The organism is bacterium, from assembly GCA_024228115.1.
Classification (GTDB): Bacteria; Myxococcota_A; UBA9160; order UBA9160; family UBA6930.
Window position 1 is genome coordinate 1 of the sequence record JAAETT010000394.1, and the last position, 16,304, is coordinate 16,304.

Sequence of the window (16,304 nt, forward strand, 5' to 3'; positions counted from 1 at the left end):
CGAAGCACACTCCGCATTCGCGCCACGGAATGGGCATCGACCACCCAAAACGAGATCCGTCAGCGTCAATCGCCGCGCGGCACGCTGAAACATTGGAAAGCCAGCTTCTCAGCCAACTTTCGTGCATAGTTCAGGCTAGGACCGAACCAGGATCATCTGGGTGCAGCGGAACAAGGCGATCGTCTTCTGCGCAGCCTGGTTGCTGATTTCGACATCCCAGACCTGGGTGGTTCGCCCGAGATGAACCGGGTGGGCGCGACCGAAGACGAGGTCGCCCTCGCGGGCCGTGCCCAGGAAGTTGGTCTTCAATTCGATCGTCGTGAAGCCGGCCTTCTCGAAATCCAGGTGTTCACCGATGCCCGCGGCGCAGAGCCAGTCGGCCAGGGTGATCACGACCGGCGCCCACAGGAAACCGGTTCCCGCTACCACTTCTTCCGTCACCCGGAACTGGCCTGTCACTTCTTCCTTGCTGCAGGTCAGGATCTCGACCCCGACCATGCCAGGGTGCTTTTGTGAGGCAAACTCGTTGAGCCTCGCGACACGCTCCTCGCTGCTCTCTTCGCTCATCGGCTCTCCATCTCGTTTCTGGCCAGCCATCCAGGTGGGGCGGTGGTGATTGCTCTCTCGCCATGGGGCGTCAGGAGCCCCGCTGCAGCGGCTGGCATCGCCAAGATGCCCGGCCGACACTCCCCCATCAAGGAGCCCGCATGATGAAAGGCGCCGAACTTCGCGCGATCCTCGCCCTGCCCTTCAACGTGCTCGTCACGATCCCCGCCCTGCTGCTCTGGTGGAGGGGCGATGCGTCGTGGCCGGCCGTCGGCCTGCTCCAGGGCATGCTCGCCGTTGCCTGCTTCGGAATCGGCCTGACGCTCATGATCACGACGATCCGGCTGTTCGGCAGCGAAGGACACGGCACGCTCGCGCCTTGGGACCCGACCGAGACCCTGGTGGTTCGCGGACCCTACCGCTTCGTGCGTAATCCCATGATCAGCGGCGTCCTCTTCAACCTGGTCGGCGAAGCCCTGATCACGGGCTCCTGGGCGCTCGGGATCTGGTTCGCCGCCTTCTTCCTGGGAAACGCGATCTACATCCCGCTCTTCGAGGAGAAGGGACTCGTCGAACGGTTCGGCCCGGCCTACGAACGCTACCGACGAGCCGTCCCGCGTTGGCTACCGCGCATCACGCCCTACGAGCCCGCGTCCGAGCCTAACGATCCGGCTCGTCCTCCCCGCGTTTGATTCCCAAGGCGGGCGCCATCCGCTCGACATCGCTCTGCCCGGCCCGCCGCACGACGCTTGTGCCGTACTTGTCCGTCAGCCGGTCGAGCGCCTTGTTGAGGCGGGAACGCTTCTCCCGGCCGTTGCCCTCATCGAAGAGTGAGAGCTGCTCGGGCCGCGAGACCAGGTTCGTCGCGCCAACCCCGATGAGCCGCACGGGTTCGCGGAGTTCCGTCCGGCCGAGGAGCAGCCTGGCCGTCGCCGCAATTTCCCCGCCATCATCCGTCGGTTCTGCGAGCGTTTCGCGACGGGTGAGCAGTGGGTAGCCGCGAGGCCCCGAAGCGACCCGCCTACCGAGCTTCACCTTCAGGACAACCGTACGCGCCTTGGAATCCGAGCGTCGCAGCCTTCGCGCCACGGATTCCGCGTGGGTGAGAATGGCGGCTTCGAGGGTTCGCATGTCGGCGACGTCGCGCCCAAAGGTGTTCTCTTCGCTCATCGAGACGGCATCCCGATAGGCTTCGACTTCGCGAACATCGACGCCACGAGCCAGGCGCGCCACCCGCAACCCCCAATCCCCCAGAACGGTTTCGAGGCGCGAGCCGTCGGCGCGTGCAAGATCTCCGATCGTCTCGATTCCGATTCGCGCCAACCGTTCGCGCGCCACCGGCCCGACACCCCAGATGCGCCCGACCGGTAGCGGGTCGAGGAAGGCCTGGACCTCGCCCGGCCGGATCTCGAGCAGGCCATCGGGCTTGGCCGAATCGCTGGCGATCTTCGCCACCATCTTGATGGGTGCGATGCCGACAGAGGCCGCGAGGCCGGTTTCCTCGCGAATCTCCTTGCGCAGCCGTTCGCCGGCCTCCGCCACGGGGCCGTGCAACCGCTCGGTGCCCGTCATGTCCAGGAAGGCTTCGTCGAGGGAGAGCCCCTCCACGGCTGGCGTGAAACGGCGGAAGACCTCGAAGATCCGCTTGGACTCGGCGCTGTAGACCGACATGCGACCGGAGAGGAAGATCAGCTCTGGACACAGCTTCAGCGCCTGGGCGCTTGGCATGGCCGAGTGGATACCGAACTTGCGTGCCTCGTAGCTGGCAGCCGACACCACACCGCGAGCCCCCTTGCCACCCACCACGACGGGCTTGCCTTGCAGCTCGGGCCGATCCCGCTGCTCGATGGACGCATAGAACGCATCCATGTCGGCGTGCAGAATCGTTTGCTGCCGGCGGGACTTCACAGCACGGAAAGGTAACGTCCCCGGCCATGAGCGATCCCACATCGACCACAGAAGAATCGACTCCGACCGTCGGAACCGGGCCCGCAGCGGGCGTACGCTGGGACCTGTCCCACCTGTACCGCGAACCGGCCCGCGAAGGGTTGGAGGCGGATCTGGCCGCGGCGCTCGAAGCCGCCTGTGCGTTCGAGAAACGCTACCGCGGGGGCATTGCGACGCTCTCCGCCCCAGATCTGGCCGCAGCGGTCGCAGCCTACGAGGATCTGCAGGAACCGGTCGCCCGGGCCGGATCCTTTGCCCAGCTGCAATTCGCCGGGGATACCCAGGCCCCCGCCCACGGCGCTCTCCTGCAGCTCGTGCAAGAGCGCGGCACTGCGATTCGCCAACACCTGCTCTTCTTCGAGCTCGAGTGGGTTGAGGTCGAGGAACAGCGGGTTGCCGGGCTACTGGCGGAGCCGGAGCTTGCAGGGCGCAAACACCTGCTCGAATCCCTTCGCCGCTATCGACCCCACGTTCTCTCCGAGCCCGAGGAACGCATCCTCGAAGAAACGGCCAACACCGGGGAGCGCGCTTGGAGCCGGCTCTTCGACGAGATCCTGGGCGCTGCCCGTTTCTCCGTGGAACTGGAGGAAGAAACCCGGGACCTCTCCGAGGAAGAGGTGCTCTCGCTGCTCTATGACGGGAACCGGGATCACCGCCGGGCAGCCGCCCGCGGCCTTACCGCGGGCTTGAAAGAGCACTCTCACGTGCTCGCCTTCATCTTCAACACACTCGTGCAGGAGAAAGCGACCCAGGATCGTTTGCGCAGCTACGAAGATCCGATCGAGGCCCGAAACCTGGCGAACGAAATCGAAGGACCGGCCGTGCACGCACTCCTCGATGCGTGCGAGGCCGGCTACCCGATGGTCCAGCGCTACTACCGCCTGAAAGCGAAACTGCTGGGCATCGAAGCGCTCGAAGACTACGACCGGTACGCGCCGATCGGTGAGCCTCAGGGTGAGCGGAGCTTCGGAGAAGCGCGGCGCATCGTCTTGGAGGCCTACGCTGATTTCTCGCCCGAGATGGCCGGAATCGCTGCACGCTTCTTCGACGAGGGTTGGATCGATGCAGAACTCCGCGAAGGCAAGCGCGGCGGGGCCTTTTCCGCTTCGACGCTCCCCGCAGTCCACCCCTACGTCCTGCTCAACTACACGGGCAACCTGCGCGACGTGATGACCGTCGCCCACGAACTGGGCCATGGCGTCCACCAGCACCTGGCGCGAGAGCAGGGCCTCTTCGAGCAGAGCACCCCGCTCACAACGGCAGAAACCGCAAGCGTCTTCGGGGAGATGCTGGTCTTTCGTCGGCTGTTGAAGGAGCAAGACGACCCGAAGACCCGGCTGGCGCTTCTCTGCGGCAAGCTCGAGGACGCATTCGCCACGGTCTTTCGCCAGGTGGCCATGACCCGCTTCGAGGAATCCCTCCACGCGGCCAGACGCGAAGAGGGGGAGCTGGCCATTCCGCGCATCAACGAGCTCTGGCTCGCGGCCAACGCAGCGATGCTAGGCGATGCGATCACGCTCACGGACGACTACGCATGGTGGTGGCTCTACATCCCCCACTTCGTGCACTCGCCCTTCTACTGCTACGCCTACGCCTTCGGGGAGTTGCTCGTACTCGCCCTCGTCCGGCACTACGACGAGGAAGGAGAGGCCTTCGTGCCGCGTTATCTCGAACTGCTGCGCGCCGGGGGATCCGCATCGCCCCCGGAACTCCTCGCCCGGGTAGGCCTCGACATCACGGATCCGGCCTTCTGGCAGGGCGGCCTGGCCCTGCTCGAAGAGATGTTGAGCGAAGCAGAGGAACTCGCCGGGGCTTCTCGCTAGATCAACCTCTCGGCGGCATCGAGCCCGGCGGCCAGAGCACAGACAAGGCCCGGGCTCGAGGCGTCGGAGTGGACGATGCGAGGCCCCTCCTGGGGACGTTCCCGGCCAGGAGAACCCGGGACGATGAAGCGGTGCACCGACGGCCGACTTCCCGCCAGGGAAAGAGCCGACGGCAGGAGATCCCAGAGGCTCGTCCCGACTTCCTCATCCGGGAGATCCCACCACTGGTCGGATGTCTCATCGGAAAGATCGATGCGCGTCGTCGCATGCCCTTCCACCTGAAGCATCCACACGCTCGTCGCACCGGAATCCGCGTCCGGAACATTGTGTAGAGCGATTGGCCCGTCGCTCGGATCGGTGCCCGTGCTCTCGAAGAACACGGTCATGTGCCGGCCACCCTGTTCGGGCTTCCCGAGTGGCATACTGACGATCACGCCGTCCGCCAGGGTCGTACGCTCGCCACTCGGTGCGACATAGCGGACCGTCGCGGTCGCTTCGGTGGCAGCGACGTCGATGACTTCCCATCCAAACCGGATCGGAATCCCGTTTGCCAGGGCGTCGACGACGGCAGGGCCCGTCGCCAACTCCGGCGGCGTGACAAGCGGGCCTTGGGGTTCTTGCGCGTGGTTCTTGGTTGATCTGAAGGCTTCGCGCCAACGTGCCGCTTGCCGGCGCCATCCCGGGGCCGCATCTCGCGCTTCAGGCGCTTGCGGGAGATCTTCTTGAACGACCGTGGTCAGCAGTGGTTTCTCGAGGCACAGCCCTGCCAGGAGAGACTGGGCTTCCGGGTCGACGACACAAAGCGGCTGCTTTGCGAGGTACCCCCCGGTCCGCGTAGCGGCCTCGATCACCTCGACATCTCGGCCCAGAACCCGCAGCCGCCGTGCAGCGGCGAGACCCGCCGCCCCAGCACCGATGACGAGGATCCGTGTCACGTCCGACGCGCGGCCTCGACGGCGTTGAGCAGTGCCTGGGGCCCGAACGGCTTGGCGAGGTAGACAGCACCAACCGTCTCGAGCAGACGTTGATGATCGGCCTGAAGGGGCTTGCCGCTGCTCAGGACGATGGCCGCGGAAGGATCGTGGGCCCGAAGCGCCTCGATGACAGGGGCAGCGCCATCGGGAGGAATGGTGGCATCGATCAGCGCCTGGTCCACGGAACGGTGGGCCGCCTTCAACCATGCGATCGCGGAGGCGCCATCCTCCGCAGCATGCACGTCGGCTCCACTCCGCTCGAAGATCCGAGCAACGAGGCGCAGAACGATCGGCTCGTCATCGACGACGAGTGCGAGCGGGGCGTCATCCACCCCTGGAGGATGGCGCAAATCCGTGGCCTGGAAACACTTGACTGAAGGCGAACAAAACACGAAAATCGGAACTCTTGCCCGACACACCCCCCTATGTCGAGCTGCGGTGTCGCAGCGCGTTTTCTTTCCTCGAGGGCGCCTCGAATCCGGAAGATCTCGCCCTTCGCGCGGCGGAGCTGGGCCACGGCGTACTCGCCTTGGCCGATCGGGATGGCCTGTATGGCGCGCCTCGCTTCCACGCGGCTGCCCATGGCGCCGGGCTGCGCGCCATCGTCGGGGCCGAACTTGCCCAGGCTGCCGGCGGGCCACTGGTGCTCCTCGCCGAGACCCGCCAGGGCTACCGCAACCTCTCACGGCTGTTGACCGTCGCCCAGGAGAACGCACCCAAGGGCGAGGCCCATGCCAGCTGGGAGGAACTCGAAGCCCATACCGGCGGGCTCACGGCCCTGGTGCCAGCAACCGGCTCACTCACCCCGACGCGGCTCGACCGCTTGCACAGCATCTTTGGCCCAGGCCATCTCGCCCTCGGCGTGGGGCGAGCCCTCGACCGGTCACTCGAGGGAGGCAACCGCTTTGCGACGGCGGTGGCAGAGAGTTGTGGCGTCCCCATCGCCGCCTGGGGCGACGTGCGGGTAGCGCGGCCCGAGGGCCGGAGGCTGCTCGATGCGTTCACTTGCCTGCGCGAGAAGACCACGCTCGACAAGGCGGGCCGGCGGCTCCTCCCGAACGGTGAACGCACGTTGCGCACCCCGGCACAGATGGCAGCGCGCTTCGCCGATCGCCCCGAATGGCTACGCACGGCCCACGAGACGGCCGAGCGCTGCGGGTTCACCTTCGAGGATCTGGGCTACCGATTCCCCACCTACCCCACACCCGAAGGCGAGTGCCAGCGCTCCTGGCTGCGCAAGCTCACCTTCGCCGGTGCGCGGGAACGCTACGGAAGCCCCTTGCCGCAGCGCGCACACGCGCAGATCGAGCACGAACTCTCGGTGATCGGGAAGCTCGAACTGGACGGGTACTTCCTGATCGTCTGGGATATTGCACGCTTCGCCCGGGAGCAGGGAATCCTCTGCCAGGGGCGCGGCTCGGCGGCGAATAGTGCGGTTTGTTATGCGCTGGCCATCACGGCCGTGGATCCCGTCGGCATGGAGCTTCTCTTCGAGCGCTTTCTCTCCGAAGAGCGCGGCGAGTGGCCGGATATCGACCTCGACCTGCCCTCCGGTGATCAGCGCGAAAAGGCAATCCAATACGTCTACGAGAAGTACGGTCCCCACGGCGTGGGGATGACGGCAACCGTCATCTCCTACCGGACCCGCTCCGCCTTCCGGGAAATCGGCAAGGTGCTGGGCATGGAGATGGATTTCCTCGACCGGCTGGCAAAGAAGCTTCGCCAGTTCCATTTCCGCGAAGACGCGGATGATTCGCGAGCCATGTTGCGGGAGGCTGGCGTCGACCCGGCTTCACCACGCATCCAGCTGCTGCTCGAGCTCTCCGAGCAGATGCAGGGGCTGCCGCGACACCTGGGCCAGCACACCGGGGGACTGGTGATCGCCCACGATCGACTCGACGAGGTGGTCCCCATCGAGCCCGCGGCCATGCCGGGGCGGCGGGTCGTGCAATGGGACAAAGACGACCTGGCCGACCTCGGGATCATCAAGATCGATCTATTGGGCCTCGGCATGCTCGACGCCCTCGAACAGACGATCCCCTTGATCCGCGAGTACGAGGGCGTGGAGATCGACCTCGCCCACCTCCCACCCGACGATCCGCTCACCTATGACATGATCCAGAAGGCGGATACGGTGGGCGTCTTCCAGATCGAGAGCCGCGCCCAGATGGCGACGCTGCCGCGTATGAAGCCCAGGTGCTTCTATGATCTGGTCGTAGAGATCGCGATCATCCGACCGGGCCCGATCGTCGGGAAGATGGTGCATCCCTATCTGAACCGACGCGCCGGCCGCGAACCCGTGACCTATCCCCATCCTTCACTCGAACCGATCCTGAAGCGCACCCTCGGCGTGCCCATCTTCCAGGAGCAACTGCTGCGGCTGGCGATGGAAGCCTCGGGCTTCACCGGCGGCGAGGCCGAAGAACTGCGCCGGGCCATGGGCTTCAAGCGCTCTGCCGAGCGCATGGTCCAGATCGAAGCCCGCCTGCGCAGTGGCATGGAGGCGCGGGGCATTCGCGGCGAGGCCCAGGAGGAGATCATTCGCGGCATCACTTCGTTCGCCCTGTATGGCTTCCCCGAATCCCACTCGGCCTCCTTCGCCCTGATCGCCTACGCCTCCGCCTACCTTCGCGCCCATCACCCGGCGGCTTTCCTGGTCGGCATGCTCAATGCCTGGCCCATGGGCTTCTACAACCCCGCCACCCTGGTCAAGGACGCCCAGCGCCATGGCGTCGAGATCCTCCCCATCGACGTCGCCCGCTCCCACTGGAAGTGCACCCTCGAACCGACACAACAGGAGCGTCCCCGCTGTTGCGTCGGGTTGCGTTTCGTAGCGGGGCTTTCGAGAGAAACGGGGCAGCGGATCGTCGCGGAACGGGCGAATGGGGCGTTTGCGGGGCTGGCCGATTTTGCGAAGCGGGTGGCGCCGAAGCGGAACGAGATCGATGGGTTGGCCGAATCCGGCGCCCTGGCGTCGATCGACCCGACGGCACCGACGCGACGGTCGGCGATCTGGCAGGTGGCCGCGGTGGAGCGCGATCCCCAATCGCTGTTTGCGGGGACGAAGCCACCCGGAAGCGAGGCGCCCTCCCCGCTCGCCGAGTTCACGCCCCTCGAAACCACATTGGCGGACTACCGCACCACCGGGCTCACGACCGGCCCCCATGTCATGGGCCACCTACGTGCGGAACTCGGCGCCCGCGGCGTGCTCCCCGCCCGAGCCCTGGGCGAACTGCCGAACGGGCGTTTCGTGCGCACGGCGGGGCATGTGATCGTTCGCCAGCGGCCCGGCTCGGCGAAAGGCTTCTGTTTCCTCACGCTCGAGGACGAGACCGGCATGTCCAATGCGGTCCTCACCCCGGATGTCTTCGCCCGGCTGCGCATTCCCCTCCACGCCTCACCACTCCTCGAGGTGGCCGGTGTGGTCCAGAACATCGACGGGGTCATCCATGTGAAGGTGGGGAGCATTCGGCCTCTGGCCACGCCATCCAGCGCAAACTCCCATGGGGGGCACGAAACGGGCTACGGCTCCCACGACTACCACTAGTGGTCCGATTGGACTCAGTGTTCCAATTCGACTCGCTTTCGCCCTGTGGGACCCAAAATTCTCTTTCAATTGACTTACCGATTGGTAAAATGCGCGCTCTATCTGGGGGAGCCTCACCATGATTCTGCGCACAAAACACCTGTTCGTCTGCCTGCTCGCTGCGACAGCCCTCCTCGGCTGCCCCCCCTCGGGCCCCCCCGCGAACATCCAGATCCTGTCGCCCGCTCAGGGCGACTTCGTGTCCGGTACCAGCGTCATCGTCACGCTCGATGTCGCCAGGGCCACCGGCGCCGACATCACGATCAACGGCACACCCGTCGTCGGCGCGCCGAACATCGGCACGGTCGACGTGACCGTGCCCATCGATCCCGGCCAGATCTTCAACCCGATCATCGCCGAGTTCTCGAAGGGCACCGTCTTCATCCGTCGCCGCGTCACGATCGTCGCGGTCGACGACATCAACACCCACTTCGTCGCGGACGGTTCCCTTTCTTCCCAGGCCGTCGGCATGCGAATCGCCAACACCGGCCTCGCACAGATCACACCCGTCATCGAGAGCCTCTCCTCCGACTCCCTCGATGTCTCCGACCTGATCACCGGCCAGAACCCGATCGCGCAGGGTTCGATGGCCGGCATCAACTACACCGCCAACGCTGTCGAGGTCGGCTTCGGTGGATTCGGGATGACAGCGGCCTCCGTCACGGACCAGATCGACTTGACGATCACGATCGACGATTTCTTCGTCGAGCTGGATCTCGAGTTGGGATTCCTGGGCTCCTGCACCCTCGAAATCTCCTCCGCCACGACCGACATCACGGGCGGCTACGATTTGCAGCCACTGGCCGGCACCCCGTCGCAGGTCGATGTCAACCTGGTCACGCCCACGGGAGTCGTGCTCAGCGGCTTCAACTCGCAATTCGTCTCGGGCATCTGCAACGACCCGATCATCGGCGACATCGTGAACCTGATCATGGGACCGAGCCAGCTTCAGACTCTCGTCCAGGACGGCTTCGAGACGAGCCTCGGGGATCCGGACGGCGTCGGGCCGCAGGATTCGCCGCTTGCCGAAGCCATCCAGACCGCGCTTGCCGGCATCGACATCGCCGGCCCCCTCGGAGCGGGCCTCGGCGGCACCTTCAACGCCCCGATCGACCAGATCAACGAGGACGTCGATGGCCTAACGCTCATCGTCGATGCGGACATCTCTCAGGGCGACTTCCACGCGGAAGCCCCGGACCTACCGGGCTCTCTCGGCCTCACCGAGACCTTCCCGACCTTCGCTGCCACCACGCCGGTGGGCGGCCTGCCCTACGGCATGGCCTTCGGCATTTCCAGCACGGCCATGAACCAGCTGCTGAAAGCCCAGATCGAAGGCGGTCTGATGATTGCCGACCTGACGGAAATCGATCTCGGTGGCTTCATCCTGCCCCTCACCACCACGACCATGGCGGCCTTCGTCCCCGAGTTGCTCGGCATCTACCCCGGGACCGACCCCTTCGAAATCCATTTGCGCCCGCAGATGGCGCCGGTCTTCACCGGAAACCCGGGCCCGGGCGGCGAGCTTGCTGAACTCGCACTCTCCGCCTTGCAGATCGACCTCGTCCATGCGCCGAGTGGAGACATCCCGGTCTCGATGCAGGTCGATGTAAATCTGGGCATCAATCTGGATCTGGCAGGAGGTGGTCTCTCCTTCCTCGCCGTCGTACCGCCGGGCGCGTCGATCGACGTGACGATCGTAACCAACGAAGTCGGTACGAATGAAGGCCCGCTCGTCGCCACCATGCAGGCGATCTTCCCGCTCATGGCCGACACGCTAGGCGATGCGCTCGGGGCCTTCCCCTTCCCGTCCCTCCTCGGGATGGACATCGCGACGGTCGAGATCTCCCGCATGGGGACATTCCTCGGTGTCTTCGCCGACCTCGTGGTCGTTCCCACCAGCGGAATCCAGAACGTCTCCGTGACCGATCAGAGCATCCTGGTCGAGGGCTATCACGACGGCGGGTGCTGGATCGGCGAATTCCGCCGACGCGTATCGGCCCTGGCCCTTGGCAACACGGTCAAGGCCAACCTCAAGGGCATGCTCGGCGCCGATTCTGGCTGCACCCTCAACGATCAGACCTGGCGGGCGCAGAACGAGTACCGGGTGAACTTCGACATCGTCGGTGTCGTCGGTGAGCAGTGGACCCTCGACATCGATCACTCGATCCTGGGGGCGTATACGATCTACGACGAGAGCAACGTCTTCGGGGACGGCGGAGGCACCGCCCAGTTCCAGTCAGCGGTGCAAGGCCAGATCCTCGTGGATGGCATCCCGCAAGGGACTTTCGACTTCAATCCCAACGTGACGTCGCTTCATCATCCCGTGTCGGGGAGCGCCTTCGACTCCAACGTCGAGTTCAGCGGCTCCAACGCCACCCAGCTGGTCGGAACCGGAAACGCCGCCATCCAGCTCAACTTCCGGTTCGACATGAGAGCCCACTCGGACTCGAACGAGGTCTTCCCAGCGATCACCGGCGACGAGGTGGCGATCCGATTCGGGAAGAACGACACGATCGACAACAACTTCACGGCGGGCAGCTACCCGGGCGCGGGTTCCCGCGACATCGGCGGCGACGGACACAAGGCCCTCGTCACCCTGACGGCGGTACCGATTCCCTGATCAGGCGGCGGGCGCGCGGTCAGTGGACAGCGTGCTCGCCGCTCCCGTCTCCGCCCAGGAGTTCACGGGCTCCCTTCCAGAGGCTCACCAGCAGCCCGGCGAGAAACAAGCCGACCAGGAAGCCGAAGCCGATCGTGCCGACCATCCCCTCGGCCCGCACGAAGCCCGTCGTGAACAGGCATAGGAAGGCCACGTACATGGCCACCGCTGTCAGTCGCGCGAGTAGCGCCTTCGCGCGGCCGGCTGGCAGAAAAGAAACGACCAGCCAACCGCCGACGAGGGCGGCTACGGCGCCCCATCCAACTTGCCACAGGATCCCGGGTTCGATCATCACTGCTGGCCCTTCAGCGGTTCAGGTGCTCCCGGACCGCCGCAACCAGCTTCGGCGCGGTGAATCCAAAATGCTCCTCGAGCGCCTGGTAGGAGGCGGACTTGCCGAAGCCCTTCATGCCGTGCACGAGGCCCCGTCGGCCGACCCAACGGCGCAAGCCTTCGCCGATTCCCGCCTCGACGGCGACCACCGGAACGTCCTCGGGAACCAGGCGGTCCTGATAGGCATCGTCCTGCTCGGCAAGGAGCTCGGCACAAGGGATGGAAACGACCCGCGCTCGGATGCCATCCGTACCGAGCATCGAAGCCGCCTCGCTTGCCAGCGCGACCTCTGAACCGGAGGCCAGCAAGACCAGGTCGAGCCCTGCTTCGGGCTCACGAACGACGTAGCCACCCTTCCAGACGTCGCGGGGCTCGAAAGGCGCCTCACGCTTCAGCGCCGCGACCTTCTGGCGGGACAAGGCCAGCGCCATGGGGCCACTCGCATTGCGAGCCTGGTAGGCCCAGGCCATCGCGACCTCGATGCCATCGGCCGGACGAAAGACCGTGAGCCCGGGAATCGACCGAAGGGCGTCCACATGCTCGACTGGCTGGTGGGTCGGCCCGTCCTCACCAACGAAGATCGAATCGTGGGTGAACACGAACGTCGAGGGGATGCCCATCAACGCCGCCAGACGCACCGAGGGGCGCATGTAGTCGCTGAAGACCATGAAGGTCCCAGAAAACGGCAGGAACGTGCCATCCAAGGCGATTCCGTTGGTGATCGCGCCCATGGCGTGCTCGCGCACACCGAAGTGGAGGTTGGCACCGGCAAAGGGATCCTCGCCCTGCCCGACGAAACCCGAATCCTTGATGGTCGTGTTGTTCGAACCCGCGAGATCGGCGGAGCCTCCGAGCCAGATCGGCGCGGCCTCGACGAGGCGTTGGATCACCGCACCGGAGTGAACCCGCGTGGCATTGGTCTCGCCCTCGAACCCCTCGAGAAGGCGGGCCTCGAAGTCTTCGGGCAGCTTGCGCTCGCGAGCTGCCTGCCAGGCGGCGAAACGCTCCGGATGACTGGCCTGCCAGGCCTCGAAACCCACGTCGGCCTCGCGCCTTGCCTCCGTCTTCGCCTTCGCTCGCTCGTCCATGTACGCGCGCACTTCCGAAGCCACGTGGAAGGTCGGCTCCAGGGGAATCCCCAGATTCTCCTTCGTCAGGCGATCTTCGCCGTCCTTGAACGGACCCCCGTGGGCCTTGGAGAGGCCGGCCCAGTTCGGGCTGCCATGGCCGATGACCGTGCGGGTGATCAACAGGGAGGGCCGTCCAGACTCGCTCCGCGCCGCCTCGAAGGCGACGTCGAAGGCGTCGACATCCTCGCCATCGACCTCCTGGACATGCCAACCCTGGGCCTCGAAGCGCCCGCGTACGTTCTCGGTGAACGTGATGTCCGTGGGGCCATCGATCGTGACCTGGTTGTCGTCGTAGAGGACGACGAGGTTGCCGAGCCCGAGGTGCCCGGCCAGGGAAGACGCCTCGTAGGAGATGCCCTCCATCATGTCGCCGTCGCCGGCCACGGCCACCACGACGTGCTGCCCAGGCCCCTCGCTACCGACGCCGTAGCGGGAACGGGTCGCACGCCCGGCGATCGCCATCCCTACCGCGTTGGCGAGCCCCTGGCCGAGGGGACCTGTGGTCACCTCGACGCCCGGCGTATCTCCATATTCCGGGTGGCCCGGCGTCATCGAGCCGAGCTTGCGGAAGTTCTTGATCTCCTCGAAAGGAAGCTCGAAGCCGAACAAGTGCAGGAGCGAGTAGAGCAACATCGAGGCGTGGCCACCGGAGAGCACGAAGCGATCGCGCAGCGGCCAATCCGGATCCTGGGGATCGAAGCGCAGATGCCGATCCCAAAGCTGGAATACGGGCCTGGCGAGGCCCATGGCCGCACCCAGATGCCCGATCCCGGCTGCCGCCACCGCATCGATGGTCAGGCCGCGAATCGTGTTCTCGATCTGCTCGCGAAGCGCGGGGGAAAGCTCCGTCGCCATCAATCCTCCGGGTTCCGAGGCCGCGATGGAGGGCTTCGGAGAGACGGCGCGAGGGTAACGGGTTTGCAACTGCCCCGAAACGTGGAGGGAATGGAACGTCGTTTGCGCACCGGCTACCGGCGCAATCGACCGCAGCCTGGCCTAGGCCCGAAGAGCGGCCTCCACGAAAGGCAGGCGATCCGCGCCGAAGAACATCTCGTCTCCGACGAAGAACGTGGGTGCCCCGAAGGCCCCTCGCTCGATCGCCTCCTCGGTGGTCGCTCGGAGGGAAGCCTTGACCTCCGGATCCGCGGCGGCGGCCAGCAGGGCCGCCCCGTCCAATCCGGCGCCGTTCGCGACCCGGACGATTTCTTCAGGTTGGCCGAGATCCACCCGGCCTGCCCAGAAAGCCGGATAGACCGCCCCATGAAAAGCCGGGAACACCCCAGCAGCCATCGCAGCCTGCGCCGTGCGCATCAGCAGCAGAGTATTGATCGGGAAGGCTGGGTTCGCCTCGAACGGGATGCCGTAGTGAGCCACGAAGCGGTGCATCTCTACCCGCCCGTAGTTGCGCTTGGCCTCGATCGGCTCCATGGCTGGCGATTGGTTGCCAGTCGCCTTGAACACCCCGCCTAACAACATCGGACGATAGACCAGCTCACAAGCGGCGCGCTCCTTCAGCCCGGGGAGCTGCGTATCCGCCATGTAGCTGTACGGGCTGCCGTAGTCGAAGAAGAACTCGAGACGGGCCATCATCCCTTCCTCAGACTGTCGAGAGCGACGACACGCGTCGTCGGGATCGGGTGCGCATCCGCCAGCACCCATCGGAAGCCCATGATCCCGTGGTCATGGCCCGCAGTGTCGATCCAGTTCGGGTGGCCGGGATCCTCTGCCGCTACGACGATCTCGACGCGACCGTCGTCCTCTACCACCGCGTCGCCGCTGTTCAGATGCACCCGGCGGTTCTGGTGGTCGAGGGATTCGGCCCAGACGTTGCCGAGCTGGAAATTCCAGTAGTGGCAGGCCGGTACCGGCGCCTCGATGACGAGCGCCTCGTCCGGGCCCAGGCGCCAATAGCCCAGTGGGATCACGATGTTCGGATCCCCACCGACGAAGCGGTGGTTTTCCTTGTCCGGCAGATGAAAGGCATTCACCGGCGCCTTCTCCAGGAACCCGACGACCCAATCCGCAAACCATTGGGCGCAGCCCATCGCGTACAGTGCAGAACCCATCAACTGGCCCGGCACACGGCTCGGGTCGAGGGGCGCCGGAGGCTCGTCCTCGTCCAGGCACTCGATCTCCAACGCGACCGGTCTTTCCCTCGCCCGATCGAGGAAGGTCTGCCGGACGAGAACCTGGGTCGTATCCGGCCCCATCTGCAACCACCCTACGCCGGCATCTTCCGGCGGCTCCTGGGAAGCGAGAATCTCGAAGCGGCCGTCCTCGTCCAGCTTCAGCTCGGAATCGTTCAGATGGCCGACCCCGCCGGTGATGCGATCGCGTTTCGCGAAGTTCTGGTTCTGGGCAGCGAAGCCCAGATAGTGGATCGTTCCTCGTTGGCCGCGGATGCGGTAGCGGTGACGGCCGTTCACCGACGCAGAGAGGTAGTAGTTGTCCGGGTTGTCGAGCCCCATCTTCACGAGCTCAGGAAGCGCCCGGAACTCCGGGTGACGGGGGCCCGTGCCTTCCGCAAAGGACACCAGCCCGGCTCGGAGCAGCCGACTCAGGTACCGAAGGCCTTCCCCGCGATCGAAGGTAGAAGCGCGAAGATCGTCCCGTTGCAGAACGTCGCCGGCCTTCTTGAGCAAGTCGCAGAACTCGATCCAGGCTTCGCCGCTCTCGACTTTCTCGATGGGATCGTCCGTCATGGTGTGCTCACGAATCCGTTCCTTCATTTCCATGCTCGCTCGCCACGCCTTCCCCGCCTCCTTTGGACCGCCCGTCACTGCCGAGGTGCCCCTTGCCCGGAACAAAGTTCACCTCGACCCGAATTCCATCCGGATCCTCGAACAGGATCGAATAGTAGCCCGGAGCAAATCCGCTCTCTTCCGGTCCGTGAACGATCTTCGCGGAGAGTTCGCCCTGAACGAAGGCGAAGATGGCATCCACGTCTTCGCGCTGCCGTGCGCGGAAGCACAGGTGATGAAGACCGGGACGGTCCTGATCGAAGGCCACGTCGCGTTTCTCCGGCGGCGCGCCTCGCACCAGGATGCCCGTGCGGCTTCCGATGCAATAGACGACGTCTTCGCCCTTGAACAGCGTCTTCATCTCCAGGAAGTGACAGAGCGATTCCCAGAATGGAATGCAGCGGTCAGGATCCTTCACCGTCAGCTGGAAATGTGCGATGCCGTTGACTTCGATTCCCATGACTCCTCCCGACCGGCAGTCTATCGCGCCAAAAAAATGGAAGCCGCCACGGGAAAGCGACCGCATCAGAAGCGCTCCCGCGGGTTCGGGATCAACCGAAGAACT

Annotated in this window: 13 protein-coding genes; 4 read left to right on the forward strand and 9 right to left on the reverse strand. The window is 65.4% G+C overall.

Features of this window, described 5'->3' with window-relative positions; translation table 11 throughout:
* Positions 1–135 precede the first annotated feature (135 nt).
* On the reverse strand, positions 136–567 hold the full coding sequence (locus GY937_17035) for a PaaI family thioesterase (protein MCP5058410.1): 432 nt from the start codon (positions 565–567) through the stop codon (positions 136–138).
* A 140-nt stretch (positions 568–707) separates the two neighbouring features.
* Here GY937_17035 and GY937_17040 point away from each other — a divergent pair, with 140 nt between their 5' ends.
* Positions 708–1,238, forward strand: coding sequence for an isoprenylcysteine carboxylmethyltransferase family protein (locus tag GY937_17040; GenBank protein ID MCP5058411.1), 531 nt, complete (start codon positions 708–710; stop codon positions 1,236–1,238).
* On the opposite strand, the gene GY937_17045 is transcribed toward GY937_17040, so the two are convergent.
* The gene (locus GY937_17045) at positions 1,207–2,496 is read right to left on the reverse strand and encodes a DNA polymerase IV (protein MCP5058412.1); all 1,290 of its coding nucleotides are present in this window, start codon (positions 2,494–2,496) and stop codon (positions 1,207–1,209) included. The genes GY937_17040 and GY937_17045 overlap by 32 nt on opposite strands.
* Here GY937_17045 and GY937_17050 point away from each other — a divergent pair.
* Positions 2,481–4,316 (forward strand): M3 family oligoendopeptidase, encoded by a 1,836-nt coding sequence (locus GY937_17050; protein MCP5058413.1) that lies wholly within the window; start codon positions 2,481–2,483, stop codon positions 4,314–4,316. The genes GY937_17045 and GY937_17050 overlap by 16 nt on opposite strands.
* On the opposite strand, the gene GY937_17055 is transcribed toward GY937_17050, so the two are convergent.
* Positions 4,313–5,251 carry an NAD(P)-binding protein gene (locus tag GY937_17055; protein MCP5058414.1) on the reverse strand — a complete coding sequence of 313 codons (939 nt, stop codon included), beginning with the start codon at positions 5,249–5,251 and terminating at the stop codon, positions 4,313–4,315. The two genes, GY937_17050 and GY937_17055, sit on opposite strands and share 4 nt — an antisense overlap.
* Entirely contained in the window at positions 5,248–5,622 is a 375-nt protein-coding gene (locus GY937_17060; GenBank protein ID MCP5058415.1) for a response regulator, read from the reverse strand. The genes GY937_17055 and GY937_17060 overlap by 4 nt, the downstream gene beginning before the upstream one ends.
* A gap of 74 nt (positions 5,623–5,696) precedes the next feature.
* On the opposite strand from GY937_17060, the gene dnaE reads away from it, so the two are divergent.
* Positions 5,697–8,837, forward strand: a complete 3,141-nt coding sequence (dnaE, locus tag GY937_17065) for a DNA polymerase III subunit alpha (GenBank protein MCP5058416.1) — start codon at positions 5,697–5,699, stop codon at positions 8,835–8,837.
* Between the two features lie 118 nt (positions 8,838–8,955).
* Positions 8,956–11,496 carry a hypothetical protein gene (locus GY937_17070; GenBank protein ID MCP5058417.1) on the forward strand — a complete coding sequence of 847 codons (2,541 nt, stop codon included), beginning with the start codon at positions 8,956–8,958 and terminating at the stop codon, positions 11,494–11,496.
* Positions 11,497–11,515: 19 nt separating this feature from the next.
* Here GY937_17070 and GY937_17075 read toward each other — a convergent pair whose 3' ends face one another.
* The 5 genes from GY937_17075 to GY937_17095 all read right to left on the reverse strand — a co-directional run bounded on the left by GY937_17075 (position 11,516) and on the right by GY937_17095 (position 16,199).
* Entirely contained in the window at positions 11,516–11,830 is a 315-nt protein-coding gene (locus GY937_17075) for a hypothetical protein (protein ID MCP5058418.1), read from the reverse strand.
* A 10-nt stretch (positions 11,831–11,840) separates the two neighbouring features.
* Entirely contained in the window at positions 11,841–13,853 is a 2,013-nt protein-coding gene (gene tkt, locus GY937_17080) for a transketolase (protein MCP5058419.1), read from the reverse strand.
* 141 nt (positions 13,854–13,994) lie between these two features.
* Positions 13,995–14,588 (reverse strand): 2-hydroxychromene-2-carboxylate isomerase, encoded by a 594-nt coding sequence (locus GY937_17085; GenBank protein ID MCP5058420.1) that lies wholly within the window; start codon positions 14,586–14,588, stop codon positions 13,995–13,997.
* Positions 14,585–15,727, reverse strand: a complete 1,143-nt coding sequence (locus tag GY937_17090) for a DUF1214 domain-containing protein (GenBank protein MCP5058421.1) — start codon at positions 15,725–15,727, stop codon at positions 14,585–14,587. Before GY937_17090 ends, GY937_17085 begins: the two co-directional genes overlap by 4 nt.
* Positions 15,708–16,199 carry a VOC family protein gene (locus tag GY937_17095; protein ID MCP5058422.1) on the reverse strand — a complete coding sequence of 164 codons (492 nt, stop codon included), beginning with the start codon at positions 16,197–16,199 and terminating at the stop codon, positions 15,708–15,710. The genes GY937_17090 and GY937_17095 overlap by 20 nt, the downstream gene beginning before the upstream one ends.
* Positions 16,200–16,304: the final 105 nt, after the last annotated feature.